The sequence below is a fragment of the Arthrobacter sp. 3Tela_A genome (assembly GCF_049311025.1).
In the GTDB taxonomy this organism is placed as follows: Bacteria; Actinomycetota; Actinomycetes; order Actinomycetales; family Micrococcaceae; genus Arthrobacter_B.
The window spans coordinates 1-25,210 of record NZ_JAXIOM010000020.1; the positions used below are offsets into that span (position 1 = coordinate 1).

Here is a 25,210-nt window from a genome sequence, read left to right on the forward strand (position 1 = left end):
CTCCTTGCCCACCCCCCTCTGGGCGCGCTCGCCCACCCGGGCCAGCGGCACTCCTGTCCCGTGTTCACCGCCGCTGTACCATCTCCAGATGGGACCCGATGAACGACGGTTTATGTGGCTGTTTTGTGGCGGCGTTGCGACACTCTGCCTGTTGGGTTTACTGATCCTGACGAGCGGTGCCCTCGGGTACATTTTCGACAGCAGCTAGCTTGCAGTCCCCACCCGGCATTTGGAGCAGACATCTTCCGTCAGCCGGTCGCTAGCGCCCCAGCGTACTTGTCGCATCTGACGGACGACGTGTCCGTTCGCGCTCCAGCCAGGGTCCGACGGCATAGCCGATCACAACTCCAACTGCGACTTCAGCTGCGATCCAGATTCCAGTCCAGAGCGGATCCGGACCGATGTCCACGAACCGTCCAATACCCAGTGAGCCTCTTGCAATGAGTGCCGCTGCAGCTGCCAGCAGGCCCGATACGATTCCGATCACTGCTCCGAGGCAGATGGTCGAAACGGTTGCCGTGAACCACCGTGCGCGGATCTTGATGGACAGCCATTCGTCGAAGTGGTTCTCACCCTCGCGCAGGAACCACCAGCCTGCCAGCACTCCTGCTGCCACCGGGATCAGCAGTGCCACGTAGGCGTATTCTGCTTGTCCGCCTGGCAGTGCTGCCAGCAGCGGAACTGCCGGCAGCGGGCCGACGGTTGTCTCCAGAGGGCTGATCATGCTTCCGGTTCCGATGCTGAAGCCTGCTCCGGATGCCCAGGCCAGGGTCCAGACCACGAGGTTTGGCAGCAGTCCGAGTTGAGCGACGGTGAGGACGGCTCCTCCGATGATTCCGGCGTCGAGCTTTTGATACACCGTTGCGATTTCTGCCCAGGCCATAGCCAGCGCAACCACCAACAGGACTGCTGAGAGTCCGATTGCTGCTGTAATTCCTACGACTCCGGCGCGGATGGCTGCCCATAGGTACGATCCTGCCCAGCGCGAGTGCTGGCTGGTCCGGGCGATCCAGTCTGTGAGGTCAACGCCGATCAGCCGGACCCAGGATCCTGCCTCAACTCTGGCTCCGATGATCACTCCGAGGCCTGCAGCTATAAGAGGTATGAGCCCTCCGGCGACGAGTGAGATGTGGACATCTTCATTTGCGGAGAAGTATGCCGCTGCTGTTCCGAGCAGGGCGTAGGTTCCAAGGGCTCCGAGCAGTGCCTGCCAGAGCTGGTCCGTGTAGGAGGCTCTGGCCAGCCGGCGTCCGGCTCGCCAGCAGAGGAAGAACGGGATCATTGTCAGGCCCAGCGGAATGAGCGAGAGCAGTCCGCCGGAGGCTTCGGTTCCTACCGTTCCTGCCGGATATGTAAGTGACAGCGGAACTCCGTGCAGCAGCAGCCAGGCCTGTCCGCTGAGCCGCGCCAGGGACGCGTAGTCCCGGTCTGAGAACCCGTCTGCTGCCCACACTCCTGTTAGCGGCAGGATTACGACCAGGGCTGACAGCACTGCTGCCTGACCGAGTTCGAACATTCCCTGCAGCCAGAGAGGCATGGGCAGCACACCCGGTTTCTTCGGGCGCTTAAAGAGTTTCATCGCTCTCTATCGTGCCATTGTGGATGGTCACAGCAGCTGAGGGTGTGGGTGTGAGTCGAGGTTTGGGTTTGTGATTCTGGCCCCGTCCCGGCGCACCTGTGGTTGACTCGTCTCGGCACCTGGGAGAGTCACTTCAGAGGGTTATCTCCTTCAACTCTCCCCTGGCCCCGGTGTCGGTAAACGAGTGCGGACAAGACTGCTCCGACGATCAAGAGTGGTGACGCTCCGGACCACGAGAGGCCACGTCTAAAAGACCAGATCAGGCCCCACCCACAAGCAGTTCGAATCGGTGTGGCCTGGATGGCGCGACTCAGGCGGCGTGGTTCAGGCGGCGTGGTTCAGGCGGCGTGGCCTAAAAAGGGGGTGGATCCTCGTCCGGTTGTGTGGCGTTCCGGCCGGAGTGCTCGGGTCTCGTTTTGTGAGGGCTGGGCATGAACGCCAGTGCCGGGCCGGTGGCGTAGGTACGTCCCGTCGGTGACTCCCATTCGATGGTTCCGGGTTCGGGTTGGCGTGCTTTCCAGTGGCCGAGGGTTTTGAACCGGTGGTGTTTGGGGCAGAGGTGTTCCAAATTTGTATGGTCTGTGGGTCCGCCGTGTGAGAAGGGTGTGGTGTGGTCGATCTCGGCATGGGTGACGCTGACTGAGCAGCCGGGGAATCGGCAGGTTCCGTCCCGGGCTTGGAGCCAGCGTTTGAGTCCTGCGGGGATGCGGCGTGTTCGTCCGACGCTGAGGATTTCACCGGTGGCGGGGTCTTGGAGCAGGGGTGTCCAGTGCAGTGCCTCGAGGATCATGGTCCGTGCGGTGTCTGCGCTGATTGGTCCGTAACCGTTGAGTTCAGCGGGGTTCTCGTTGAGTCCGGCCAGGGTGTCAGCGTTGATCAGGACCATGACGTCGGTGCGGACTTTGGTCCGGTTCCGGTTCCGGTGCCGTTCGGCCCGGCGTGGCTGTTTCGGTTCCGGGTTCGTACGAGGGGTGGAGGCCGGCGGTCTACTGGAATCGGGGAGGGGACCGGTCTCAGTCTCAGTTCCGGTCCCGGTCGCAGTCTCGCTTCCGGTCTCGGTAGGAGTGTCTAGGGGCTTCACCTGTGCAGTGCCGCCAGCGGTACCAATACCAGCACCAGTGCCGGGGCCTGTGTCAGGGAAAGCGGCAGTGCCGGGGCCGGAGCCAGGGAAAGCGGCAGTGCCAGTGCCAGTGCCAGTGTGACCGCCGGTGCTTGAGCCGGGGAAAGTGGCAGTGCCGGTGGAAGTGGCTCCGCGGCAGCCGCAGCCCTCGCTGGCGGGAGTGCCAGCACCAGGCGCGTCCTCGCTGCCCGTTGCAGTACCGGGAGCAGAATCAGGGCCGGTCGTTGTGGGTGTTGCTTCGCCTTCGAGGAGCAGTTCGGTGAGGGTGTCGGCGCGGAGCTGGTCCATGGTTCTCGGGTCGCCGGCTCGTTTGCCGGCTTTGGCGGCACTGGTGAGGGCGGCGAACATGGCCTGGCCCTTCTCCGCGGCGATGATCGCGCTCAGGCAGGACATCCCGTCGGGCAGGGGCTGGAACATCACCCGGCGTTTGTCCTTCGCCTCCCGGTGACGGACCGGAATCAGATCCGGGAAACGTGACTCCCGGAGCCTGCGGGCCCGCCGGCCGAACCCGGCAGCAGTCCTGCCCTCAGCCTCGGTGAGCAGGTCGCGTTCGAACGCACCACGCACAGTCAGTGCGTCGGCACTTGCCGGGGCACCTTCGGTTTCGGCCCCGTCTCCCGACGCCGCTCCCGTGCAGGCTGATCCCGGAGCATCGTCCCCACTTTCCTCGTCAGACCCGTCCCCATTTCCTTCGCCAACTTCACCGCCGGGCTCACTGCCTGTGGGTCCCATATTGAGTCCGAGGTCCAGCTGGCCCGAATCTGACTGGTTGTCACCGGCATCTGCCCCCGCCCGGTCGTCGGCGGCACCTGTCCCGGAATCACCTTCCGGGACCTCCAAGACGTCTGTAGGGAGGTTATGGGTTTCCTCGAGGATGATCCGCGCGTGCTGGATAGCGATCTTCCCCTCTGCCAGACGGGTAAGAGTCTCCGGGGCGTCGGCGCAGAGGCGGGAGGATTCACTGATGAGCTGCATCGCGGTCATGTGCGGGATGTTCAAGACAGCGGATGCTTCCGCTGCCGCAAGGCTCATGGCCAGTGCTGGTTCTTCCCTTCCTGAGGCATCGGCGATGTCGCGGGCGAAGAGCACCTCCAAACGGGCGGCAACACGTGCCTGCTGAGCCTGGGCCCAGGAGACCAGCATCCCCAGACGCTGCAGAGCAGACACGGTTTCGTCATAGCCCAAGGACTCGGCGCCACGGAACGACAAACTGCCAGCAAATCCCTCGGGAAGCGCTTCCACCGGGGTGTCAGCAGCCAAGGCAGGATCGGCACAGAACACTGCACCGGAAGGAACAACAAACCTGGAATGCGAGCCAGACGAAGTCTCCGGCCCAGGGCTGGCCGAGGGTCCGGAGCCCGGACGGGGCCCGGTACGTGCGCCCGAGGAAGTCCCTGGAGCCGGGCGGGCCGTGGGACCGGAACCCGACGACGGGGAGGATGAGGACGCTGATCTTGCATCCGGCTCGACACCCGGCGCACCGCTCCGTTCCCGGTCAGTTGACCGGGAGAACGCGGTGTCCGAGGAGCGGTTCATACCCCAACTCTTTCAGCTGCCACTGACATTTAGGGGCCAAAATCGGCTCTTTTCAGGACCGCTAATTACCGGTGATTTACCCGCTTTTCCGACAGGATGGGGCTCCAGCTACGGGGCCTGAAAAATGCGAACTAATCGGCTCCGCACCGCCGTCGAACATCAACACCGCCGGCAAACACCGCCGGCAAGCACCGCCGGGTCCAGCCTACGGCCCCACCGAGACCGCCGCCGGTTACGCCATCAGGTCGATAATGCCCTTGACCATCGCTGCACCGGCACCGAGGAACGCAATCACGATGACTGCGAAGCGGACGTGGTCGTCGCGGATGTGCTTCTGCAGCCGCTCCCCCGCATAGATTCCGCCGACGATCATCAAACCGATCAGCACCCAGGCAACAACGCTGAACGGCGGCATCTGGCCCGGGTCAACAGCGAGTTTCACCGCCAGGGTCACCGTGGCAATGGTGACGAAAAAGGGCTGCAACGTGGCAGCGAACGGCCGCTGCGGCCACCGCGCCATCACGGCGTAGGCACTAACGGCAGGCCCGCCAACACCAGCAATTGCGTTGGTCACGCCCGAGGCAAAACCTGCAATCGCCTTGGCAGGGTTACCGGTGACCACCACCGAATTGCGCGCCAGAACCAGCGATGCGCCCAGAGCCACCAGAACGATTGCCCCGACGATCACAGCCATCGGAGCGGCCGGCAAATACACCGCAGCGATCGACGCCGGAACGCTTCCGACTGCGGCAGGAATCACCAGCCACCGGTACATGCTCCAGTCCACGTCTTTCCAAACCCGGAACATGATCAGCAGCGACGAAACCAATCCGCACACATTCACCATCAGCACGCCGGCATGGGCACCGAGAATGATCACCAGGAACGGTGAAATAAGAAGTGCGAACCCAAGTCCGGCGATCCGCTGGGCCAGCGCCCCCACAAAGATCGAAGCCAGCACAACAATCAGCAGTCCCGTAGTCACCCGAACACACTACGCTGGGGTCATGGTTTCCCCCGATTCGGCACTCCGGACGGCTGACTGGCGCCGTCGCATGTTCGACATATACGCACAGGTGCGCCGGGAGGCGGAGACAGGCTCGCCGTCGTCGGCCCATGACCTCTGGTGCCGCCAACGCAATGAAATGTTCGCCACCCACGCCGCGTCACCGCTGAGTGAGGACGCAAAACAGCGTTTCCGCGGGCTCGCCGTCGCGCCCTACGATCCCGAGTTGCGCTGCGAGGCAGCAATTGACGACGACGGCGCGGGGCAGCAACTCGAAGTCCCCACCGGCACGGACGGAACGGTTTACTTCGAACGCCTTGGGACCGTTTCGACGCCGGTAGGCAGGCTCGCACTGTGGCGTCTGGCCACGTATGGAGGCGGGCTGTTTCTGCCGCTGCGGGACGGTCTGGCCGGCAAGCCCGACGGAACCTACGGTGGCGGCCGCTACCTTTTGGACACTATCAAGGGTGCGCATCTCGGCGAAGGGTCCGGGGATTCTCTGCTGCTGGACTTCAATTTTCTGTACAACCCTTCGTGTGCCTACGACGAACACTGGGCATGCCCTCTGCCCGGGCCCGATAACCGGGTCGCAGAGCCCGTGTACGCGGGGGAACTGTATGCCGAGTACTAGGACCAGCAGCGGAGGTTGACGGTGCAGACGTTTCTTCCCTACGAGGATTTCCGGCGCAGCGCCGAGGTGCTTGATTCCCCTCGGCTGGGCAAGCAGCGGGTAGAAACTCTGCAGATTCTGCGTGCGCTGGTGGTGCCGGACTATGGCTGGCAGAGCCACCCGGTTACCCGAATGTGGATGGGATATGTTCCGGCCCTGACACTGTATGGGCTGGCGATGACCGATACGTGGGTGCAGCGCGGCTATGTGGATACGGTTCGGGATCAGCTGGTCGAGTTCGCTCCCGGGGCCGAGCTCGGCGGGACCGCTATGCCGCCTTGGCTGGGGAACCCTGAGCTGCATAGGAGCCACCGGTCGAACCTGCTGGCCAAGAATCCCGGTTTTTACCGCGAGCTGTTTCCCGGAACTCCCACGGACCTGCCCTATGTCTGGCCGGAGCCGGAGACTCCACTGCTGCCCGCGGAGCCTGGGGCGGATTCGCTGTGGGTCGCCCGGCCGGTTATGGGTGGTGCTGTGCCCGTGATCGAGCTGCCGATGCTGACCGCCCGGGGTAAGCCGGTGACGGGCAAGAGGGCCCGGGAACTCGAGCGCTTCCTGGATGAGATGGACGACGGCGATACGGTGGCGTTGCTCGGTCCGGACCGGTCGGTTCTGTCTCTGGGAACGGTCGGAAGTGTGGCCCTCACCAACGACACTGCCCGGCGGACGGTTAACGTTTCCGGGAGGGTGGAGCGTTCGGATTTCGGGTATCCGGCCTTGTTGCAGGATCCCAGGAGACTCTTTGTGGTGCCTCGCCCGCGCCATCTCTAGCCCGGCCATCCGGTCAGTACGGCGGTGTCCACGTACCAGCCGTCTCCAGTGAAGGTTGCCTCCAGGAGCATGTGACTGGAGCGAAGGTTCCCGGCAACCACGTCCACTGATTTGCCTGAGCTGTCACGGAAGACCATTACTTTCTGCCTAACCGACATTGTCACCTGGCGCCTGTTTTCCGGGGTAAGGACGAATGCTGATTCGAGCTTCTCCATTTCAACAAGTCCGCCTTCCACCCATCCCCCATTGGCGTACGTCTCCGGGATCCTTCCGTACATGCCTCCGCAGACCTCGCACTCCGGCGTCGTCACGGCTTTGAGCGGTTCGGCGTCTCCGGTTTGGTATGTGTAGTCCACAAGCTCGAACCAATACTCGGCGAATGCCAGCAGCCCCTCCTTGGTGTCCTGGCGGGCCACTGCCGGAAGCACCGGAAGCTCCACGTTGGCAGCCGGCCCCGCGCCGGAGGCCTGGCTGTAGGACGGAGCGGGTGTCGGCGTGGGGCTTTGTTCGGCCGGTTCAGTGGCGGAGGAGCTCGAAGACTGCGCATCCGCAGTCTGGGTAGCCGGCTCGAAGCTGATCTGTGAACATCCGCTTAGCAGGGCTGCCATTACGAATACTGAGCCGAGGGCGACCCTTGGTCTGGTTATATTCGATCCTCTGTTGGTCTCTCGAGACTGCTTGTCCTCCACGTCGGCCTCCACTGTCCACTCGATGTTGTGGCCCGAGGCTACGGTCAATTCTTCGGGTAATTGCCGTTATCCACAGGGGAAATCGAGCGGAACTAGCAGCCAACTCCTGCCGGATTCACGAGGCAGTTATCGGCGACGTTTCGTGATTCAGAGCGCCAGACGCTTAGGACCTGTGATGGAGAGGCAACTTCGGCCCGTCCGTCCATGGGGATCAGTGGACCTCCGTTGACGGAATACTCCCCCGAGAAGAACGTCGTGACCATTACCGAAAAATCACCAGTCTGCGAATACATGTGACTTGTGGATGTTTGTTCGCCCCAGCGTGTTTCCGGCAACGGTCCTCCTGGGGTCGAGACCGGGCCGTAACTGGTCCCGTCACCGTAGTTGAACGTGTATTCAGTCGGCTCAACTTCGATCCGGATGGATTGGCCCAAGAGCTCCATCTCGAAAACCTGGGGTTGTGCTTCCACGTAGACGTTCGTGTGTGCGCCGACAAGCGTGTGCGGACTCGGCTGCAGGGTCATGGTTCCGGGTGCGATTGGGGCTTCTTGGAAAGCCGTTAGCACTGCCTCGCGAAGGCGTTCTTCGAACGCGGCAGGATCTTCTGAGTAGATGCAACTGGGGTTGTCACCCAAAGGAGGCCAGGTGGCTGGATCGGTAGCCCGTAGTCCGGAGAACCACCACACCAGACGACCGTCTTCCGATGCCGTGCATGCTGTCGCCTGGTTCAGGCATGTCAAGTCCCCGAAGTTTTGGTCATCGAAACACGCAGGTTCGAACCGATAACCATTCGGATCGTCAGGTATTCCGACCTGCACACTTGTCCACACCCCCGAGTCGTGCTGGAACCACTCGCTCACAACATTTCCATCATGGAACGACGAGTTTCCTCCCGATTTATCTTCGGAGGCAGGAGCAGCAACAGCAGGTGTCGCGAATGCAGCTATCGAAAACCAAATTAAGACGACGACCCATTGCAGCGTCATAGTCTTACGCATTACATACTCGACAGTTTTGCGACGATCCAGCGATCATCCTCGTAACGCGCTTCCAGAATCTGGACAACCGGGGCATCACTTCCGGGGTCTACTCCATACTCCGCTCCGTCCGGGCCATAGTACTCAACCGGCTCCTGTGTGAACTGGATCAGCACCTGGTAAAGACCCTCCGGGGTGAGCACGTAATCACTGTGGACACTTCTAAAATCGATCAGGGAACCGGCCATCCAATCGTCGTCACGATAACCGCGGTCGACGACCCCGAAGTATCGATTGCAGTCAACGCAGTCCGGCCCGCTCACCGCCTTCACCGGCTCCACATCGCCGGTCTCATACCCGTAGTTCACCAGCTCATACCAATACCGCGCGAAAGCAATAAGCCCCTCCTTGGACTCGACCTTCGCTTCCTCAGGCATCACGGGCAACGGAACATTCTCCGCAGGACCCTCGGCAGAAGCAGGCTTGTACGTCGCAGAAGGCATAGGAGTCGGGCTGGGAGAAGTGCTGGGCGAGACAGACGGACTCGGAGACTGCGCAGCATCAGCACCAGCATCGTCAGATCCGGAACACCCGGATAGAAGAACCAACGAACCAGCCACAGCCAGAGAAACCGCAGCGAAACGGCGTCGAACACCAAGACTGGACATCTGAACCCCCGTGGTAGGCAAGGCAGCGTGCGGTAGATCCTAGTCAAACTGCCGCAAAGCATACTTACTTATCCACAGGACACCACAGCAGAAGGGCAACAAGCCCAAAAAGATCAATCCGAACTGCGCAATGACACAAGCATTCGCTTCACATCACGGAACTCATCCGAGCCGGCATAGGCCGCAGCCTTCTCCAAATGGGCCGAAACATCAGAACCTTCATCAGCAAGAACCACACCGGAAAACCGGCCGCCGCTGGACTCAGTCAGAGTAAAGAAATCGAACAGACCACAGGCAGCCTCCTCGGCTGACGGAGGAGGAGCGCTGACCACTGCATAGGTAACCAGAGCTTCCCCGGAAGCAGGAGCAACAGAGTGGTACACAAAACGCTGGGAATCATCCTGAGCGGATTTCAGGTCAGGCATGTCCTGGGAGTCATACTCCGTATACGAAACCGGCTCCTGCATGCCCATACACACCTGATCGGTAATGATTCCGGTGTCCAGCCAGGCAATCACGTCACCATCGGCGTCGTGAACCCGCAGGGACACACCGCCGGCAGGGTCATTCGCCAAGGCTTCCACCTGCTCAACCTGCCAGTCAGAGCGGTATTCGAACTCCAGCGACGCAGCCTGAACCTCGTACACAGCCCAGTCAGGAGAAGCAGTTTCAGACGGCTCCGGGGCAGCACAGGAGGCCGCGGCAAGACCGGCCGTTATTACGGCCGCCAACAGGGTGTTACGGTATCTCACATCGGCTCCCGGAGGTTTCCGCGTGTAAGCATTCAATGCTACGCAGCCCCGCCAGCGCCGCCCATAGCATCCCGCGGTTTCCCGGCACCGGCACGGCACCAAACCGGCCAGAGCCACCGAGGGTCCAGCTACCTGTGCAGCGTCGCACGCTTCCCTTTTTCAGCGCCTAAATGGCCCGACCCCTCGGAGGCTCCAATTACCGACATCACAGCTGAGCATGACGTTTACTTCGGCACGCCCGAAGAGGCCGCAGAAGCAGAAGACCTCCAAACAGCATCACTGGCAGTCATCGAACGGGTAGAACACCGCCCGAACGTCAGCAAGATCAAAGGGCGGCTGACCCTTATGGACACCGGCCTGACCCCGCACCAGGCCATGGTGGAAGACCTGCTGTTCGTGCGCCGGGTACTGGACGACGCCGGAATCGACTACCTGCTGGTCCGCGGCAATGACCAGCGCCCCGTGATCGCAATAGACCTGCAGCTGCGCGAAGACCTCCGCCGGGCCCTGGTCGAAGCCTGCCGGGACGAGCCCTTCTACTCACGCAGCGTGGACACTGAAAAGTCCCGCACAGTACTGGTAGCCGACGGCGATCTCTCCCCGCACCAGAAAACCCGCATCATCCGCCTCTTCCGCCCGCGCGGAACCAGCGGAACCAACCTCGTCTTCGGGCCCTCAGCAGGTGTCCAGGTGGAACTCTGGGAACTCGGGGAAACACAGATCACCCTGCCGGTGGAAAACTCGCTGACCCGCCGCACTCTGCCCGCCTCCGAGGTGGTCCGTGGAAGCGTAGACAAGCATGGCCTGATCTGGCCCACCATCGAGAACATGTTCGCCGACCACGCCACGGACATCCGGTTCGACGTCGATCTGGTGTTCTCCTGGGTGGACGGCAGCTCCCCGGAATACCGGGCCCGCCGCGCAGCACTCATGCAGGACGCAGTAGTCGGCGAAGGCGACGACCATGAAGCCCGCTACCGGCAGATCAACGAACTGAAGTACGCCCTGCGCTCCGTCTACATGTTCGCCCCCTGGATCCGGCGGATCTTCATCGCCTCGGACTCCCCGCGCCCGGACTGGCTGGCAGACCACCCGTCGGTTACCTTCGTGCCGGCAACCGAACATTTCCGCGACCCGTCAGTGCTGCCGACGTTCAATTCACAGGCAGTCGAGTCCCAGCTGCAGCACATTCCCGGGCTTTCGGAGCACTTCCTGTATTCCAATGACGACATGTTCTTTGGCCGCCCGGTAGGACCTGATCTGTTCTTCTCCCCCGGCGGGATCACCAAGTTCATTGAAGCCAGCACCCGCATCGGCCTCGGCGCGAACGATCCCGAACGCAGCGGCTTCGAAAACGCCGCACGCGTAAACCGCAGGCTGCTCTGGGAACGCTTCGGCCGCATCACCACCCGCCACCTGGAACACACCGCAGCGCCGCTGCGCAAAAGTGTGCTGGTGGAGATGGAAGCGGTGTTCCCCGAGGAGTTCGCAGCCACGGCCGCCAGCAAGTTCCGGGCCAAGGACAACATCTCCGTCACGAACTCGCTCTACCACTACTACGCGCTGCTCACCGGCCGCGCCGTCACGCAGGAAACCGCCAAGGTGAAGTATGTGGACACCACGTCCTACCGCGGACTGAAGGATATGGACCGCCTGCTGGCGAAGCGGAACAAGGATCTCTTCTGCCTCAACGACGGGTCCTTCCCCGAGGTCTCCACCGAAGAACGGACCAACCGGGTCACGGACTTCCTGGAGAAGTACTTCCCGATCAAGGCGCCCTGGGAAATCTAAAGCACAGAGTACGACGGCGGCAGGTGCCTCACCGGGGAATGCCCGGGGTGCCGCCGTCGTACTCTCAGACGCAGGCGTTCCGCATCAAGCGCTACCCCAGGAACCCCCGCAGCAGCCGTTCGGTGCCCTCAAGGTGCGCAACGGCCGCAGCCTCCGCTGCGTCCGCGTCCCCCCGCAGCACCGCATCGACGAGTTCCCGGTGCTGGGCCTGGGAATGGTCCAGATTGGCCTGCAGCAACGGAATGCGGTCCAGCAGGTCACTTGCCTGCGCACGGACTTCGGCAACGGCAGCCACCAGCCGGGATGACCCGGACAGCTCAGCCACAGCAATATGGAACCGGGCGTCTTTCGGACGGAAGGTATCCGCAGCAGCCTGGTCCACGTCCGCGAGCGCAGACAGCAGGTGTCTGCGGGCGGCCGGGGTGAGTGTTGCCTCGGCCGCGAACCGGGCAGCAGCAGACTCCACCACCCGGCGGAACAGCAGAACGTCCTCAAGGTCATCCACGCGCCCAATGCCGGCAGGCCGGGACCGGTCGGGCAGGACATCAGCTGCGAAAGTTCCGCCGTACCGTCCGCGCCGTGACTCCAGATAGCCTGCGGCCTGCAGCTCTGCGAGCGCCTCGCGCAAAGTAGTCCGGGATACGCCCAGCTGGGCTGCAAGTTCACGCTCCGGGGGAAGCCTGGACCCGGCAGCGTAGATCCCCAGCTTGAGGTTCTCCAGCACACGCTCCACGGTCTCTTCGAACGCGTTGCCGCGGCGCACCGGCCGCACGGGCAGCGCCCCGGAGGCGAAGCGCTCTGTGTCCATCCGGGAAGTCTAAGCCCAAAGAGCTCAAATCAGGCCAATAAAAATCTACGAGAGCCTCTTGACGTGCGTGCCTGTGCACCCGCAGACTCTTCCCCAACTCTCATGGACTGAAACCAGTCCATTGATGAGCCTGTCTCCGGCTACATCAGCTTTTGCACCAGTGGATTGTTCCTGCACCGCCCATCTCAGTGAACGAGGAAACGGCATGGCTAAATCCCGGGTCGACTACACAAAGGTCGGCGCTAACTACATGAGCCAGCGGCAGCTCAAGCGCGGTGCGGCGGGCTGGATCCTGCTGGCCGGCCTGGGCGTCGCCTACGTCATCTCCGGAGACTTCTCCGGCTGGAACCTCGGCCTGGCCCAGGGCGGCTGGGGCGGACTGCTCATCGCCTTCGTCCTGATGGGAATCATGTACACGTGCATGGTCTTCGGGCTGGCCGAGCTCTCCTCCACACTGCCAACCGCCGGGGCAGGCTACGGCTTTGCGCGGCGGGCGCTGGGACCGTTGGGCGGCTTTGCCACCGGCATGGCCGTGCTGATCGAGTACGCCGTGGCACCTGCGGCCATCGCCACGTTCATCGGCGGCTACGTCGAAGCGCTGGGCCTGTTCGGCCTAACCAACTCCTGGCCGGTCTACCTGGTCACCTACGCCATCTTCATTGGCATCCACCTGCGCGGAGTCGGCGAGGCGCTCAAGCTGATGTTCGTCATCACCGCCATCGCCGTCCTGGCGCTGGTCGCCACCGTGGTGGGCCTGGTTCCGAAGTTCGACGCCGCCAACCTCTTCGACATTGTCCCGGCCGACGCCGCGGGCGCGAGTTCCTTCCTCCCGATGGGCATCGCCGGCGTGCTGGCAGCGCTGGTCTACGGCATCTGGTTCTTCCTTGCCATCGAGGGCGTCCCGCTGGCTGCCGAGGAAACCTCAGACCCCAAGCGGGACATGCCGCGCGGCATCATCGCGGCCATGGCGATCCTGCTGGTTTTCGGCGCGCTGATGCTTGTGCTCGTCCCGGGAGCCGCCGGCGCAGAAGCCATGAGCACCTCGGACAATCCCCTGCCTGAAGCCCTGCGCATCGCCTACGGCGGCAACACGTTCCTGGCCGACTTCGTGAACTACGCCGGGCTCGCCGGACTCGTGGCCAGCTTCTTCTCCATCATGTACGCCTACTCCCGGCAGCTCTTCGCCCTCTCCCGTGCCGGCTACCTGCCGCGCTGGATGTCCCTGACCACACGCTGGCGCACCCCGTACATGGCGCTGATCGTGCCCGGCACTATCGGCTTCCTGCTCGCGGCGCTTACCGGCGACGGCGGTCTGCTGATCAACATCGCCGTGTTCGGCGCAACGGTGTCCTACGTACTGCTGAACCTCTCCCACATAGTGCTCCGCCGCCGCGAACCGAACCTGCCGCGCGGCTACCGCACCCCGGGCGGAGCGGTGACCACCGGCGTCGCGCTGGTCCTTGCGGTGGTGGCCGTGGTGGCGACGTTCGTGGTGGATGTGCTGGCTGCCTCCATCACCGCGGGGATTTTCGTAGCCGCGCTGGCCTACTTCTGGTTCTATAGCCGCCATCACCTGGTCGCGAGCGCCCCGGAGGAGGAATTCGCCCAGATCACCGAGGCCGAGTCGGAAATCCGTTAGGAAACAACGTGGGAAGTGGACAGAGCATGAAGCAGCAGGAACGGAAACTACCGCCCAACGGGCTGGACATCGAAGAACTGCGCGAACGTACCGCAGCCGGCAGCATCGACACCGTGATCGTTGCCATCACCGACCACTTGGGCAGGCTGCAGGGCAAACGCTGCGGCGCGAAGTCCTTCCTGGAGGACGTTTACCCGCACGGAGCAGAAGGCTGCAACTACCTGCTCGCGGTGGACGTGGACATGAACACCATCGACGGCTACGAGTCCTCTTCCTGGGAGAACGGGTACGGGGATCTGGTCATGCGCCCGGACATGGAAACGCTGCGACTGGTGCCGTGGCTGCCCGGAACCGCCATTGTGCAGTGCGATGTGCTGCATACCGACGGCACTCCACTGGCCCCCTCCCCGCGGCAGATCCTGCGCCGCCAGCTGGAGCGCCTGGAGGAACTGGGCTACCGGGCCTACATAGGCACCGAGCTGGAGTTCATTCTCTTCGACGACAGCTACTCCTCCGCCTGGGACCGCGAGTACACCGGGATGCAGGCAGCCAGCCGGTACAACGTGGACTACTCCCTGCTGGCCACCTCCCGGCTGGAACCGGTGCTGCGCGCCATCCGCACCGGCATGGAAGGCGCCGGCATGGTGGTCGAATCCTCCAAGGGTGAATGCAACTACGGGCAGCAGGAAGTCACCTTCCGTTTCGACGAAGCCATGCGCACCTGCGACAACCACGCCTTCTACAAGACCGGTGCCAAGGAAATCGCAGACCAGCAGGGCAAGAGCGTTACCTTTATGGCCAAGTTCAATGAACGTGAGGGCAACTCCTGCCACATCCACTTCAGTCTCCGGGACCTCGACGGTGAGCCCGTGTTCCCGGGCGACAGCGAACACGGCTTCAGCCCGGTCATGGAACACTTCCTGGCCGGCCAGCTGGCAGCGCTGAAGGAACTGACCTACTTCCTGGCGCCCAACGTGAACTCCTACAAGCGTTTCGTGGAAGGCAGCTTCGCACCCACCGCCATCGCCTGGGGCCTGGACAACCGCAGCTGCGCACTGCGTGTGGTGGGCCATGGTTCCGGGATGCGCAGTGAGAACCGTGTGGGCGGCGGGGACCTGAACCCGTATCTGGCCACGGCGGCACTGGTGGCAGCCGCCATCCACGGTCTGGAGAACCGGCTACCGCTGGAACCGGTCACGGCCGGCAATGCCTACACCACCGGGGCTGACAGGCTGCCGACCACGCTGCGCGCGGCCAGGGACCTGCTGGCCGGCAGCGAGATGGCCCGCAAGGCTTTCGGCGATGACGTCGTCACGCACTACGTGCACGCCGCCGACGTCGAGCTGGCTGCCTTCGAATCCGCCGTCACCGACTGGGAGCGCAAGCGTGGCTTTGAGCGGCTCTGAGGATTTCTCCCCCGGCGGTGCCGCGCGGCCGCTGATCGGCATCACCACCTACTACCAGGAAACGGCCTGGGGCGTCTGGAAAGGAACCGCGGCGCTGATCCCGGGAACCTATGTGGAGGCCGTCGCCGCCGCGGGCGGCGTACCGGTGCTCCTGCCCCCGGTAGCCACCGGGGTGCATGTGCTGGACCGGCTGGACGGACTCATCACCGCCGGCGGCACGGACGTGGATCCGGCGGAGTACGGGCATACGCGGCATCACCTGACCGTCAGCCAGCCGCAGCGGGATTCCCATGACCTGGCCCTCACCAGGGCAGCCCTTGACCGGGGCCTGCCGCTGCTGGCGATCTGCCGGGGAGCACAGGTGCTGAATGTGGCCCTGGGCGGAACGCTGATCCAGCACCTGCCCGACGTCCGTCCGGAAGCGAACTACCAGCCCTCCCCCGGCGTGTTCGGGGAGGTTGGATTCACAACTGCACCGGGCAGCCTCATCGCTTCCCTGCTCGGTCCGCAGGCCAGCGCCCCGTGCTACCACCACCAGGGCATTGCGGAACTGGGCCACGGACTGGTGGTCACAGCCGTGGCCCCGGAAGGCACCATCGAAGCCGTGGAACTGCCCGACGGCGGCAGCTGGGTGCTGGGGGTGCAGTTCCATCCCGAGCAGAATCCCGGGGATTTGCGGCTGTTCCGCGGATTCGTCGCCGCAGCCGCCCGGCACACGTCAACACCACAAGGAGCCCAACGGTGAGCACGCCCATCCTGAACCCCGCGACCGAGGAGATCATCACCACCGTTGCTCCGCTGGACCTGGAGGCCACGGACGCCGCGATCGACGCCGCGGCGCGGGCCTTCGAGAGCTGGCGGAACACCGGGCCCTCGGACCGAGCGCGCCTGCTGCGCCGCTTCGCTGCCGCCGTGGACGCGGACCTGGAGAACCTCGCCGCTCTGGAAGTCGCCAACGCCGGACACACCCTGGGCAACGCACGGTGGGAAGCCGGCAACGTCCGGGACGTGCTGAACTACTACGCCGGCGCTCCGGAACGGCATACCGGTGCGCAGATTCCGGTGGACGGCGGCATCGACGTGACGTTCCACGAGCCGCTGGGCGTGGTGGGAGTAATCGTGCCGTGGAACTTTCCCATGCCCATCGCCGGGTGGGGATTCGCACCGGCGCTGGCAGCCGGGAACACCGTAGTACTCAAACCCGCTGAACTGACTCCGCTGACCGCCCTGCGGCTGGCTGAGCTTGCGCTGGAGGCAGGCATCCCCGAAGGCGTCTTCTCAGTCCTGCCGGGCAAGGGATCGGTGATCGGCGAGCGTTTCGTCACCCATCCGGCCGTCCGCAAAGTCGTGTTCACCGGATCCACCGAGGTAGGCAAGGGCATCATGGCCGGCTGCTCCGCGCAGCTGAAGCGGGTAACCCTTGAACTGGGCGGCAAGAGCGCCAACATCATTTTCGACGACGCTGATCTGGAACAGGCCGCAGCAGCAGCGCCGGGCGGGGCGTTCGACAATGCCGGGCAGGACTGCTGCGCCCGGTCCCGGGTGCTGGTCCAGGCCGGAGTCTACGAACGCTTCCTGGAACTGCTCGAACCGCACGTCACGGGCCTGCGGGTAGCCGACCCCAGGCTGCACGACTCAGCCATGGGGCCGCTGATTTCCTCCGCACAGCGCGACCGGGTGGCCGGCTACGTGGCGGCAGACGACGTCGTTATCCAGGGCCAGGCGCCGGACGGACCGGGCTTCTGGTTTCCGCCCACTGTCCTGGCACCCGCGCCCGGCAGTCCCGCCCTTCGCGAAGAGATCTTTGGTCCGGTGATCGCCGTCGTCCCGTTCACCGACGAGGAAGATGCCGTCCGCATTGCCAACGACTCAGCCTACGGACTCTCAGGCTCGATCTGGACCCGGGACCTGGGACGTGCCCTGCGCACCTCCCGCGGCGTGGAAGCCGGGAACCTCTCCGTGAACTCGCATTCATCAGTGCGTTACTGGACGCCGTTTGGAGGTTTCAAGCATTCGGGACTCGGCCGGGAACTGGGCCCGGACGCCCTGGACGCGTTCACGGAAACCAAGAACGTCTTCATCGCCACCGGCCGGTAACGGCTCCAAGGAGGAGAACACCATGTCAGATCAGGTCTCACCGGCACATCCCGCTCCCGCGCCGCTGCGCAGGCTGGAAGGCCGCAGCGCCGTGATCACCGGCGGAGGCAGCGGCATCGGCCTCGCCACCGCCCGAAGGCTGGCAGCGGAAGGCGCGCACGTTGTCATCGGCGACGTCGATCCGGTGGCCGGGAAGGCGGCCGCCCATGAGGTGGGCGGCCTGTTCGTGCCGGTGGATGTCACGAACGAAGAAGAGGTCCGGAGGCTCTACGAGGTGACCCGGGAAACCTACGGCCGCGTGGACATTGCCTTCAACAACGCCGGCATTTCCCCGCCCGAGGACGCCTCCATTCTGGAAACGGGAATCGATGCCTGGCGGCGGGTACAGGAAGTCAACCTGACCTCGGTCTACTACTGCTGCAAGTACGCGCTGCCGCACATGCTCGCCACCGGCAAGGGATCCATCATCAACACCGCCTCATTTGTGGCGGTTATGGGTGCGGCCACGTCCCAGATTTCCTACAGCGCGTCCAAAGGCGGGGTGCTGGCCATGAGCCGGGAACTCGGCGTCGAATTCGCCCGGCAGGGGGTGCGCGTGAACGCCCTGTGCCCCGGACCGGTGAACACTCCCCTGCTGCAGGAACTCTTTGCCAAGGACCCGGAGCGAGCCGCCCGCCGGCTGGTGCACATACCGCTGGGCCGGTTCGCCGAGCCGGAGGAACTCGCCGGGGCTGTGGCCTTCCTGGCCAGCGATGACTCTTCCTTCATCACCGCTTCGACGTTTATGGTCGACGGCGGCATCTCGGGTGCGTACGTCACGCCGGCTTAGCCGCGGGTTGAATGCAGCAAACGGGGGGGCGGGGGGCACCCCCCCCCGGGGGGGGGGGTGCCCCGGCCGGCGGTTTGCTGGTGCTGCCCGGAATTAGCGGGAAACCACGACGTGCTCGTTGGGAACGCAGTGCGTCATGGTCAGGCCCTCGACGTTACGCGGACCGTTGCTGCCGAGGTTCTTGATCCGTTCCTGCTCCTCTTCGGTAAGGGTCTGGGTGGGCAGCGGGCCAAGATCCTTAATCTCAGCCAGCCCAATGCCCAGGCCCTCGCCGACGCGCGCGCCCAGTTCGTCGTCGCACATGTAGAAGTGCCAGAGCATACGCTCCTGCACCGGACGGGCAGCCTGGGAGATGTTGTCGACGAAGTTCTTCACCAGGTCGTCCTTCTCCCACTGTTCCATCAGCTGGAAGCGCTGGCCGGCCTGCATGTAGTCATTCGTCCGCTCGATGCGCTCACGGGTCAGGCGCCCTTCAAGCTCGGGCCCAACGGCTGAGGGACCCTGCTTCGGTGCTTCCTGGACGCCGCCGGTAATGCTCGGCTCATAGTTGACGTGCGGGTTCTGGCCCGGAGCGAGGTCCGTTCCGTAGGACATCTGCCCGCCGCGCTGGTTGGTGGCAACCTTCGCGTTCTTCGGGGCGTTGACCGGCAGCTGCAGGTAGTTCGGGCCCACCCGGTAGCGCTGCGTATCCGAATAGCTGAAGGTACGTCCCACGAGCATCTTGTCATCGGAGAACTCCAGTCCGTCCACCAGCACACCGGTGCCGAAGGAGATCTGCTCGTTCTCATTGTGGTGGTCGGAGACGTTCCGGTTCAGCGTCATGGTGCCGACGTACTGGGGCACAAACACTTCTTCGGGCCAGGTCTTGGTGTCATCGAGCGGATCGAAGTCCAGCTCCGGGTGGTCGTTGTCATCCATCATCTGCACGTACAGGTCCCACTGCGGGTAGTCACCGCGCTCAATGGCCTCGTAGAGGTCCTTGGACGCGTGGCCAAGGTCCCCGGCCTGGATGTTGGCGGCGTCCTCTTCGGTCAGGGACTTCACGCCCTGCTTGGGCTGCCAGTGGTACTTCACCAGCTTCGATTCACCGGCCGCGTTGACCCAGCGGTAGGTATTGACGCCGAATCCCTGCATATGGCGATAGTCCGCCGGGATGCCGCGCGGGCTGAACAGGTTCACCAGCATGTGCATTGACTCAGGCGTCTGGGACATAAAGTCGAAGATCCGGGCAGGTTCCTGGCGGAAGGTGACGGGGTCCGGTTTCAGGGAGTGGATCACGTCCGGGAACTTGATCGCGTCACGGATAAAGAAGACGCCGAGGTTGTTGCCCACCATGTCCCAGTTGCCGTCTTCGGTGTAGAACTTCACGGCGAAACCGCGCGGATCCCGGGCCGCTTCAGAGGAATCACGGCCGCCGATCACCGTGGAGAACCGGATGGCGACGTCGGTTTTCTTACCCGGCTCAGAGAAGAGCTTGGCGCGGGTGTACTTGGAAATGGGCTCGTCGCCCCACTTGCCGCTGGCCTCGAACTCGCCGTAGGCCACGAACCCGCGGGCGTGGACCACACGCTCAGGGATCCGTTCCCGGTCAAAGTGGCTGATCTTCTCGAGGAACTGGTAGTTCTCCAGGGTTGCCGGTCCGCGGGAACCCACCGTGCGGGTGTTCTGGTTATCGGATACCGGGTGCCCCTGCCGTGTGGTCAGGTGTTCCTGGGCCGAATACTGCTTGTTCTCGTCCGTCATCATGCTCTCTCTCGCTCGAGGTAGTGCTGATTAGGTCAGTAAGCTTACCGTCTTCACGGTTGTGCTGCAGGTTTGAGGAGTCAAGCCGCTACTGGAACCGGCGGCTGGCGGCGCGGGTCCCTGGTTGGCAGACTGGTGGCATGACTACTGAAGAACGGCCTCCGGTTGTTGAGCTCACGGCAGAAGAAGCCTGGAAGTACGTTGAGAAGACCTTCCACGGGCGAATCGCAGTCAGCGTGGGCAACCAGCCCGACATTTTTCCCATCAACTACTACGCCCACGACGGCGTGATCCTGTTCAGGACGGCCCCCGGCACCAAGCTGGCCGGCCTGACGATCAACTCCCACGTGGCGTTCGAGACCGACGGCATCATGAGCGACGAAGCCTGGTCCGTCATCATCAAGGGCTCCTGCCGGGAGCTGGAGCGCAGCGCGGAGATCGAAGAGGCTGAGAAGTTCCCCCTGAAGCCGTGGGTCCGCACCCCGAAATACCGCTACGTGGAACTCACCCCGGAATCGGTCAGCGGACGGTTCTTCAACCTCGGCCCGGAACCGGACCCCGACGAACTCTAAACGAGATGGCAGAAACTGCTCTTTTGAGGGCTGAAACGAGCAGTTTCTGCCATCTCGATGGTGCGGCTACGCGTTGCTGAAGGTCCGGGCGTCGAGGATGCGCCGGCCTGCGGCCTCAAGCCGGCGCCGGGTTTCAGCTTCATCCACCCGTTCGCCAACAGTGCTGCTTTCTTCCAGCGGCACTACGGAGTGCACCACTGAATCCTCGTAGACGTGGATCATGTTGAAGCCCTGCGCTGCGTCCTGACCGCGGGTACCGGGAGTGGCCAGGTCCTGGGTATAACAGGTCGCCGAGGCCACGGAAACGGGAATCCCCGCGAAGGTCGTGAAGGTCGAATAGTGCAGGTGGCCAGCGATGACCGCGCGGACGTCGGTTCCTTCCAGCGCGGCAGCGAGGTCACGCTGATGGCGCAGTTCCACCAGGACGGTGAGGTCCTGGACGCTGGGAACCGGCGGGTGGTGCAGGGCCAGGATGGTGCCCTCCGGTGCCGGTGTGCGCAGCTCCGACCGAAGCCAGGAAAGCTGGGCGTCGCTGAGTTCGCCGTGGTGGTAGCCCGGAACGGTGGAATCCAGCGTCACGATCCGCAGCCCGTTGACCTCGTACACCCGGTCCATCGGCGCCATGTCCGGTGCTTCGTCAAGCAGGCGTTCCTTGAAATGCGTGCGCTGGTCGTGGTTGCCCATAACCCAGATGACCTGCGCTCCCATCGCCTCCGCAGCGGGCTCAACAATGGAGCGGAGCTCGTCGTAGGCCTCCGGTTCCCCCTTGTCCGTCAGGTCCCCGGTAAACACAATGGCTTCCGGTTTGCGCTCTGCAGCTGCGAGCCGTTCAAAGAGGGAGAGCAGCTTGGCCCGGCTGTCCACCGCCCCGTACAGCGGGTGCGGTCCCGCCAGCAGGTGGGTGTCGCTTAGATGAAGGATGAAATGTCGCGGCCGGGGATGCTCGGCCGGGAGGTAATCCATTAGTGACCTTCTAATGTCGTTGACGGGTTGCCCAGTAACTCCTTAATAAAAGCAGAAATCCGGCGGGCGGGGGCAGTTTGCGTCGGCATGTTGGCCCCTCCGCACCGAATGTCCATCTGCCGGCCGCGGACTGTTTACCCATGTCCGGGGGACTGTCCGGAAACTTCGGCCGGCAATGTGCATGCACTCTTCCACCTGCTGGGACGCGGCCGTAGGCTCGTGCGTGGACACTGCCCACTTGAGTTAGGAACCACCATGAAACTCAGCCACATTCCGCTGCGGCTCACCACCGGCGCCTACATCCTGAACTCGGGCCTGAACAAGCGCAACCTGGATGAAGAGTCCGCCGCGGGACTGCAGCATCTGGCCGGCAACGCCTTTCCGCAGGTGCTGGACCTGGAGCCTGCGAGATTCGGCAAACTGCTGTGCGCCGCCGAAATCTCCATCGGCCTGACCCTGCTGACTCCGTTCGTTCCCAGCCGGCTCGCAGGACTGGTCCTCGGGGCCTTCTCCGGCGGAATGATGAGGATGTATCTGAAGACGCCGGACTTCACCGAAGACGACGGCGTGCGGCCCAGCGCGGCCGGCACGCCGTTCGCCAAGGACGTCTGGATGCTCGGCATCGCGGCCGCCCTGGTGCTGGACACCAAGAGCAAAACGAAGACCAAGACCAAGGTGGTCAAGGTCCCGACGCCGGTGAAGGCCACCGCAGCAGCCGCGGCGGTCAAAGCCGCGAAGGACATCAAGGAGTCCAAGGACGCCAAGTCCAAGAAGAAAGACAAGCCGGGCGAGCCGGGCAAGCCGGATAAGGACTAAGGACTAATCTCATCGGGGCTGGACGGGCTGGGCCGGCCGGGCGCTACGGGATCAGCACAATGCGGATCGGGTTGCCTTCCTTAGCGTCCAGGGACTTCACTGCCCGCTCCGCCTCGGCCAGCGGCAGGCGTGCGCTGATGGATCCAGCGAAGTCCAGCCTGCCAAGCTGCGTCAGCGAGACCAGCTGAGGCACGTGGTGCGCCTCTGAACCGTAGTGGCCGAGGACCTGCTTGCGGGCATACGAGAAGCCGGTGCTGTCACCGATGGTTACCGGCTTGCCGCTCAAACCGACCAGGACCAGCCGGCCGCGCACACCCAAACAGGCCAGTGCCTGGCTGCGTACGGCGTCGACACCCGCGAAGTCCAAGGCGGCGTCGAGCCCCCTGCCGCCGGTGGCGGACTTCATCGCCTCGGCGAAGTCCTCGGCCATCGGATCCAGGGCAGCATCGGCGCCAAGTTCCAGGGCGCGTGCGCGTGCTTCCGGGATCGGGTCGACGGCGATGATCGGAGCCGCACCCACCAGCCTAAGGAGCTGGACACCGTGGGCACCCAGTCCGCCGATTCCCCAGACACCCACGGCTTCGCCGGCCCGTACGTCGGCGGTGGAGGCGATGGCTGCCCACGGCGTGGATACGGCGTCGGGAATGATGGAGGCCTGGTCAAACGGGATCTCGTTTCCCAGCGGAACGCACACGCCGGCGGGAACCACCAGGTACTCGGCCCACCCGCCGTCGTAGTCCACCCCCATGGTGAGGGTCACGCCGTTGTATTCGTAGCCCGCCTGAACCACCACGCGGTCTCCCGGTGCCAGGGACGTCACCCCGGGTCCGGGCAGGTCAATGGTTCCGGCGACCTCGTGGCCGAGGGTGACTTCGCTGCCCTTGAGGAACTTGGGGCGCAGCAGCCCCTGGATCAAGTGGACATCCGAGAGGCAGACACCGGCTGCCTGGACCTTCACCCGGACGAATCCCGGGCCCGGGTCCGGAACCGGGACTTCCTTGAGAGCAAACGTTCCGGTCTCGACGTTCAGCCGTCCGGCGAGCATGGTGCGGGATGTATCTTCGGACATCTCAACCCCCTTGATACTAGGAAGGGCGGGCCGCGCCTGCACACCGCACTTCCCAGTATTCTCGGGCGCGGCACCCGCTCCAAAACGGCCCCGTCAGGCGGTGAGGATCACCTTCAGCGCATTGGTCTCCGCGGCACGGGAGAAGGTGTCGTACGCCGTCATCACGTCATCCAGCGGATACCGGTGGCTGATGAATTCCTCCGCCGGCAGCTTCCCCTCCGCCATGAGCTTCAGCAGCATGGACAGGGTGTCCGTGTTGACCAGACCCATGCTGATATCGATGTTCTCGATCCACAGCCGGTCCAGTTCAAGACTCACCGGCTTACCGTGAACGCCCACATTCGCCACGTTGCCGCCGGGGCGGACAATCTCGGTGCACATCTCAAAGGTCCGCGGAATGCCCACGGCCTCCACGGCCACATCCACGCCCCAGCCGTCCGTCTGGGACATGATCTGCTCTTTCCAGTCGGAATCACCGGAATTCACCCCGTGCGTGGCCCCGAAACGCCGTGCCTGGTCCACCCGGTTCTGGTCCAGGTCAACGGCGATGATCTTCGCGGCGCCGTACAGCCCGGCCGTGGAAATCACTGCAAGACCCACCGGTCCGGCACCAATGACTGCGACGACGTCGCCAGGCTTGGTCTGGCCGTACTGAACGCCCATCTCGAAACCCGTGGGGAAAATGTCGCTCAGCAGCACACCATGCTCGGCCGAAACGCCCTCGGGCAGGATGTACATCGAGGTGTCCGCGTACGGCACCCGGACGTACTCCGCCTGGGTTCCATCGATCAGGTGTCCGAAGATCCAGCCGATCCCGGACTGGCCTTCCGAGCCGGTACAGTGCGAATAGAGGCCGTCCTTGCAGAAGCTGCAGGAACCGTCCGCGGAAACGCAGGACAGGATTACCTTGTCACCCACCTTGAAGTTGGTGACGCCGGAGCCCGTCTCGGTGACGGTACCCACCCCTTCGTGGCCAAGGATACGGCCGGGAGTGACAGCTGGGACGTCGCCCTTGAGGATATGCAGGTCCGTGCCGCAGATGGTTGTGGTGTCGATCTTGACGATCACGTCACGGGGGTCTTGGATCGTCGGATCTGGAACGTCCTTCCAGGCTTTCTGTCCGGGTCCTTCGTAAACGAGTGCTTTCATGGTGTCCTCGTTCTGCTGGGGTCCGACCACTTTCAGGCTTGCCGCCTGTTCGGGAGACTTCCCTAAGGGCCCGGGGATCCGGACCACCGTCGGACGCTATTTAACCTTAGGCTTGGTCCGTGGCCGGGGGAAGGCAGCAGGCCTTACTCGCCCGAGATGTAGAGCCATCGGCCGTCCTGGCGGACAAACTCGGAGCGTTCACGCTGCACACCGGCGGTCCCGTCCTGGCGGTAGTGCGCTTCGAAGCTGACGACGCCGGCCGTGTCCAGCGGACCTCCTGCCTCGGTGGCGATGATGTCCAGGCGCCGCCACCGCAGGTCCGGGTCCAGCTCAAGTTCCGCCGGCCGTGTGCTGGGGTGCCAGGTCCGCAGAAGGTACTTGGTGTCTCCGGTGACGAAGGCGGTGTACCGCGAACGCATCAGAGCCTCTGCAGTGGGCGCCTGCGCGGTGCCGGCGTGGAACTGGCTGCAGCAGTTGCCGTAGCTCTCCCCGCTCAGGCAGGGGCAGCGGTCGGTCTGGGCGGGGGCCGGAAAACTCATCTTTCCAGTATGCGATCCGGG

Annotated in this window: 23 protein-coding genes; 10 read left to right on the top strand and 13 right to left on the bottom strand. The window is 63.8% G+C overall.

Annotation, left to right across the window (positions count from 1 at the left end):
- Nucleotides 1-259: 259 nt before the first annotated feature.
- The 3 genes from TVC13_RS07955 to TVC13_RS07965 all read right to left on the bottom strand — a co-directional run bounded on the left by TVC13_RS07955 (nucleotide 260) and on the right by TVC13_RS07965 (nucleotide 5,220).
- Nucleotides 260-1,579, bottom strand: a complete 1,320-nt coding sequence (locus TVC13_RS07955) for a DUF6350 family protein (RefSeq protein WP_422400682.1) — start codon at nucleotides 1,577-1,579, stop codon at nucleotides 260-262.
- A 352-nt stretch (nucleotides 1,580-1,931) separates the two neighbouring features.
- The gene (locus TVC13_RS07960) at nucleotides 1,932-3,866 is read right to left on the bottom strand and encodes a DUF222 domain-containing protein (protein WP_422400683.1); all 1,935 of its coding nucleotides are present in this window, start codon (nucleotides 3,864-3,866) and stop codon (nucleotides 1,932-1,934) included.
- A 601-nt stretch (nucleotides 3,867-4,467) separates the two neighbouring features.
- Nucleotides 4,468-5,220, bottom strand: a complete 753-nt coding sequence (locus TVC13_RS07965; RefSeq protein WP_422400684.1) for a TSUP family transporter — start codon at nucleotides 5,218-5,220, stop codon at nucleotides 4,468-4,470.
- A gap of 70 nt (nucleotides 5,221-5,290) precedes the next feature.
- On the opposite strand from TVC13_RS07965, the gene TVC13_RS07970 reads away from it, so the two are divergent.
- Together TVC13_RS07970 and TVC13_RS07975 are read left to right on the top strand one after the other, a co-directional pair.
- A complete protein-coding gene (locus TVC13_RS07970; RefSeq protein ID WP_422400685.1) occupies nucleotides 5,291-5,872 on the top strand; it encodes a DUF1684 domain-containing protein in 582 nt (193 codons plus the stop codon).
- 21 nt (nucleotides 5,873-5,893) lie between these two features.
- Nucleotides 5,894-6,682, top strand: coding sequence for an MSMEG_6728 family protein (locus TVC13_RS07975; protein ID WP_422400686.1), 789 nt, complete (start codon nucleotides 5,894-5,896; stop codon nucleotides 6,680-6,682).
- On the opposite strand, the gene TVC13_RS07980 is transcribed toward TVC13_RS07975, so the two are convergent.
- The 4 genes from TVC13_RS07980 to TVC13_RS07995 form a co-directional block, all read right to left on the bottom strand.
- The gene (locus tag TVC13_RS07980; RefSeq protein ID WP_422400687.1) at nucleotides 6,679-7,290 is read right to left on the bottom strand and encodes a DUF6318 family protein; all 612 of its coding nucleotides are present in this window, start codon (nucleotides 7,288-7,290) and stop codon (nucleotides 6,679-6,681) included. The two genes, TVC13_RS07975 and TVC13_RS07980, sit on opposite strands and share 4 nt — an antisense overlap.
- Before the next feature lie 173 nt (nucleotides 7,291-7,463).
- Nucleotides 7,464-8,357, bottom strand: coding sequence for a hypothetical protein (locus TVC13_RS07985; RefSeq protein WP_422400688.1), 894 nt, complete (start codon nucleotides 8,355-8,357; stop codon nucleotides 7,464-7,466).
- An 11-nt stretch (nucleotides 8,358-8,368) separates the two neighbouring features.
- Nucleotides 8,369-9,016 carry a DUF6318 family protein gene (locus tag TVC13_RS07990; RefSeq protein WP_422400689.1) on the bottom strand — a complete coding sequence of 216 codons (648 nt, stop codon included), beginning with the start codon at nucleotides 9,014-9,016 and terminating at the stop codon, nucleotides 8,369-8,371.
- Between the two features lie 113 nt (nucleotides 9,017-9,129).
- Nucleotides 9,130-9,747 (bottom strand): hypothetical protein, encoded by a 618-nt coding sequence (locus TVC13_RS07995; RefSeq protein ID WP_422400727.1) that lies wholly within the window; start codon nucleotides 9,745-9,747, stop codon nucleotides 9,130-9,132.
- Between the two features lie 225 nt (nucleotides 9,748-9,972).
- Here TVC13_RS07995 and TVC13_RS08000 point away from each other — a divergent pair, with 225 nt between their 5' ends.
- Entirely contained in the window at nucleotides 9,973-11,559 is a 1,587-nt protein-coding gene (locus tag TVC13_RS08000; RefSeq protein ID WP_422400726.1) for a stealth family protein, read from the top strand.
- Nucleotides 11,560-11,650: 91 nt separating this feature from the next.
- On the opposite strand, the gene TVC13_RS08005 is transcribed toward TVC13_RS08000, so the two are convergent.
- Nucleotides 11,651-12,367, bottom strand: coding sequence for a FadR/GntR family transcriptional regulator (locus TVC13_RS08005; protein ID WP_422400690.1), 717 nt, complete (start codon nucleotides 12,365-12,367; stop codon nucleotides 11,651-11,653).
- 205 nt (nucleotides 12,368-12,572) lie between these two features.
- Here TVC13_RS08005 and eat point away from each other — a divergent pair, with 205 nt between their 5' ends.
- From eat to TVC13_RS08030, 5 genes are read left to right on the top strand one after another with little or no spacing between them, the layout of a single operon-like run.
- Nucleotides 12,573-14,006, top strand: a complete 1,434-nt coding sequence (gene eat / locus TVC13_RS08010) for an ethanolamine permease (RefSeq protein WP_422400691.1) — start codon at nucleotides 12,573-12,575, stop codon at nucleotides 14,004-14,006.
- A 26-nt stretch (nucleotides 14,007-14,032) separates the two neighbouring features.
- A complete protein-coding gene (locus tag TVC13_RS08015; RefSeq protein WP_422400692.1) occupies nucleotides 14,033-15,412 on the top strand; it encodes a glutamine synthetase family protein in 1,380 nt (459 codons plus the stop codon).
- Complete coding sequence (locus TVC13_RS08020; RefSeq protein ID WP_422400693.1) at nucleotides 15,393-16,157, top strand: gamma-glutamyl-gamma-aminobutyrate hydrolase family protein; 765 nt, start codon at nucleotides 15,393-15,395, stop codon at nucleotides 16,155-16,157. The genes TVC13_RS08015 and TVC13_RS08020 overlap by 20 nt, the downstream gene beginning before the upstream one ends.
- Nucleotides 16,154-17,509 (top strand): aldehyde dehydrogenase family protein, encoded by a 1,356-nt coding sequence (locus tag TVC13_RS08025; RefSeq protein ID WP_422400694.1) that lies wholly within the window; start codon nucleotides 16,154-16,156, stop codon nucleotides 17,507-17,509. Before TVC13_RS08020 ends, TVC13_RS08025 begins: the two co-directional genes overlap by 4 nt.
- Nucleotides 17,510-17,531: 22 nt before the next feature.
- A complete protein-coding gene (locus tag TVC13_RS08030; RefSeq protein ID WP_422400695.1) occupies nucleotides 17,532-18,338 on the top strand; it encodes a 3-oxoacyl-ACP reductase in 807 nt (268 codons plus the stop codon).
- A gap of 93 nt (nucleotides 18,339-18,431) precedes the next feature.
- On the opposite strand, the gene TVC13_RS08035 is transcribed toward TVC13_RS08030, so the two are convergent.
- Entirely contained in the window at nucleotides 18,432-20,084 is a 1,653-nt protein-coding gene (locus TVC13_RS08035) for a catalase (protein WP_422400696.1), read from the bottom strand.
- A 137-nt stretch (nucleotides 20,085-20,221) separates the two neighbouring features.
- Between TVC13_RS08035 and TVC13_RS08040 the strand changes: the two genes are divergently transcribed.
- Entirely contained in the window at nucleotides 20,222-20,653 is a 432-nt protein-coding gene (locus tag TVC13_RS08040) for a pyridoxamine 5'-phosphate oxidase family protein (protein ID WP_422400697.1), read from the top strand.
- 66 nt (nucleotides 20,654-20,719) lie between these two features.
- Here TVC13_RS08040 and TVC13_RS08045 read toward each other — a convergent pair whose 3' ends face one another.
- The gene (locus TVC13_RS08045) at nucleotides 20,720-21,616 is read right to left on the bottom strand and encodes a phosphodiesterase (protein WP_422400698.1); all 897 of its coding nucleotides are present in this window, start codon (nucleotides 21,614-21,616) and stop codon (nucleotides 20,720-20,722) included.
- Between the two features lie 255 nt (nucleotides 21,617-21,871).
- On the opposite strand from TVC13_RS08045, the gene TVC13_RS08050 reads away from it, so the two are divergent.
- Nucleotides 21,872-22,432: a hypothetical protein gene (locus TVC13_RS08050; RefSeq protein ID WP_422400699.1), complete on the top strand. Its 561-nt coding sequence runs from the start codon at nucleotides 21,872-21,874 to the stop codon at nucleotides 22,430-22,432.
- 43 nt (nucleotides 22,433-22,475) lie between these two features.
- Here TVC13_RS08050 and TVC13_RS08055 read toward each other — a convergent pair whose 3' ends face one another.
- The 3 genes from TVC13_RS08055 to TVC13_RS08065 all read right to left on the bottom strand — a co-directional run bounded on the left by TVC13_RS08055 (nucleotide 22,476) and on the right by TVC13_RS08065 (nucleotide 25,189).
- The gene (locus TVC13_RS08055) at nucleotides 22,476-23,501 is read right to left on the bottom strand and encodes a zinc-binding dehydrogenase (RefSeq protein WP_422400700.1); all 1,026 of its coding nucleotides are present in this window, start codon (nucleotides 23,499-23,501) and stop codon (nucleotides 22,476-22,478) included.
- A gap of 93 nt (nucleotides 23,502-23,594) precedes the next feature.
- Nucleotides 23,595-24,650: a zinc-dependent alcohol dehydrogenase family protein gene (locus TVC13_RS08060; RefSeq protein ID WP_422400701.1), complete on the bottom strand. Its 1,056-nt coding sequence runs from the start codon at nucleotides 24,648-24,650 to the stop codon at nucleotides 23,595-23,597.
- A 143-nt stretch (nucleotides 24,651-24,793) separates the two neighbouring features.
- On the bottom strand, nucleotides 24,794-25,189 hold the full coding sequence (locus TVC13_RS08065; RefSeq protein WP_422400702.1) for a YchJ family protein: 396 nt from the start codon (nucleotides 25,187-25,189) through the stop codon (nucleotides 24,794-24,796).
- Nucleotides 25,190-25,210: the final 21 nt, after the last annotated feature.

What these genes read in the sequence shown, in the direction of transcription:
- TVC13_RS07980 (WP_422400687.1), bottom strand. Translation starts at nt 7,290, where the DNA reads ATGGCAGCCCTGCTAAGCGGATGTTCACAGATCAGCTTCGAGCCGGCT.
- TVC13_RS08055 (WP_422400700.1), bottom strand. Translation starts at nt 23,501, where the DNA reads ATGTCCGAAGATACATCCCGCACCATGCTCGCCGGACGGCTGAACGTC.
- TVC13_RS08060 (WP_422400701.1), bottom strand. Translation starts at nt 24,650, where the DNA reads ATGAAAGCACTCGTTTACGAAGGACCCGGACAGAAAGCCTGGAAGGAC.
- TVC13_RS08050 (WP_422400699.1), top strand. Translation starts at nt 21,872, where the DNA reads ATGAAACTCAGCCACATTCCGCTGCGGCTCACCACCGGCGCCTACATC.
- TVC13_RS08045 (WP_422400698.1), bottom strand. Translation starts at nt 21,616, where the DNA reads ATGGATTACCTCCCGGCCGAGCATCCCCGGCCGCGACATTTCATCCTT.
- TVC13_RS08040 (WP_422400697.1), top strand. Translation starts at nt 20,222, where the DNA reads ATGACTACTGAAGAACGGCCTCCGGTTGTTGAGCTCACGGCAGAAGAA.
- TVC13_RS07955 (WP_422400682.1), bottom strand. Translation starts at nt 1,579, where the DNA reads ATGAAACTCTTTAAGCGCCCGAAGAAACCGGGTGTGCTGCCCATGCCT.
- TVC13_RS07970 (WP_422400685.1), top strand. Translation starts at nt 5,291, where the DNA reads ATGTTCGACATATACGCACAGGTGCGCCGGGAGGCGGAGACAGGCTCG.
- eat (WP_422400691.1), top strand. Translation starts at nt 12,573, where the DNA reads ATGGCTAAATCCCGGGTCGACTACACAAAGGTCGGCGCTAACTACATG.
- TVC13_RS08015 (WP_422400692.1), top strand. Translation starts at nt 14,033, where the DNA reads ATGAAGCAGCAGGAACGGAAACTACCGCCCAACGGGCTGGACATCGAA.
- TVC13_RS08065 (WP_422400702.1), bottom strand. Translation starts at nt 25,189, where the DNA reads ATGAGTTTTCCGGCCCCCGCCCAGACCGACCGCTGCCCCTGCCTGAGC.
- TVC13_RS07990 (WP_422400689.1), bottom strand. Translation starts at nt 9,016, where the DNA reads ATGTCCAGTCTTGGTGTTCGACGCCGTTTCGCTGCGGTTTCTCTGGCT.
- TVC13_RS07985 (WP_422400688.1), bottom strand. Translation starts at nt 8,357, where the DNA reads ATGACGCTGCAATGGGTCGTCGTCTTAATTTGGTTTTCGATAGCTGCA.
- TVC13_RS08030 (WP_422400695.1), top strand. Translation starts at nt 17,532, where the DNA reads ATGTCAGATCAGGTCTCACCGGCACATCCCGCTCCCGCGCCGCTGCGC.
- TVC13_RS08035 (WP_422400696.1), bottom strand. Translation starts at nt 20,084, where the DNA reads ATGATGACGGACGAGAACAAGCAGTATTCGGCCCAGGAACACCTGACC.
- TVC13_RS08005 (WP_422400690.1), bottom strand. Translation starts at nt 12,367, where the DNA reads ATGGACACAGAGCGCTTCGCCTCCGGGGCGCTGCCCGTGCGGCCGGTG.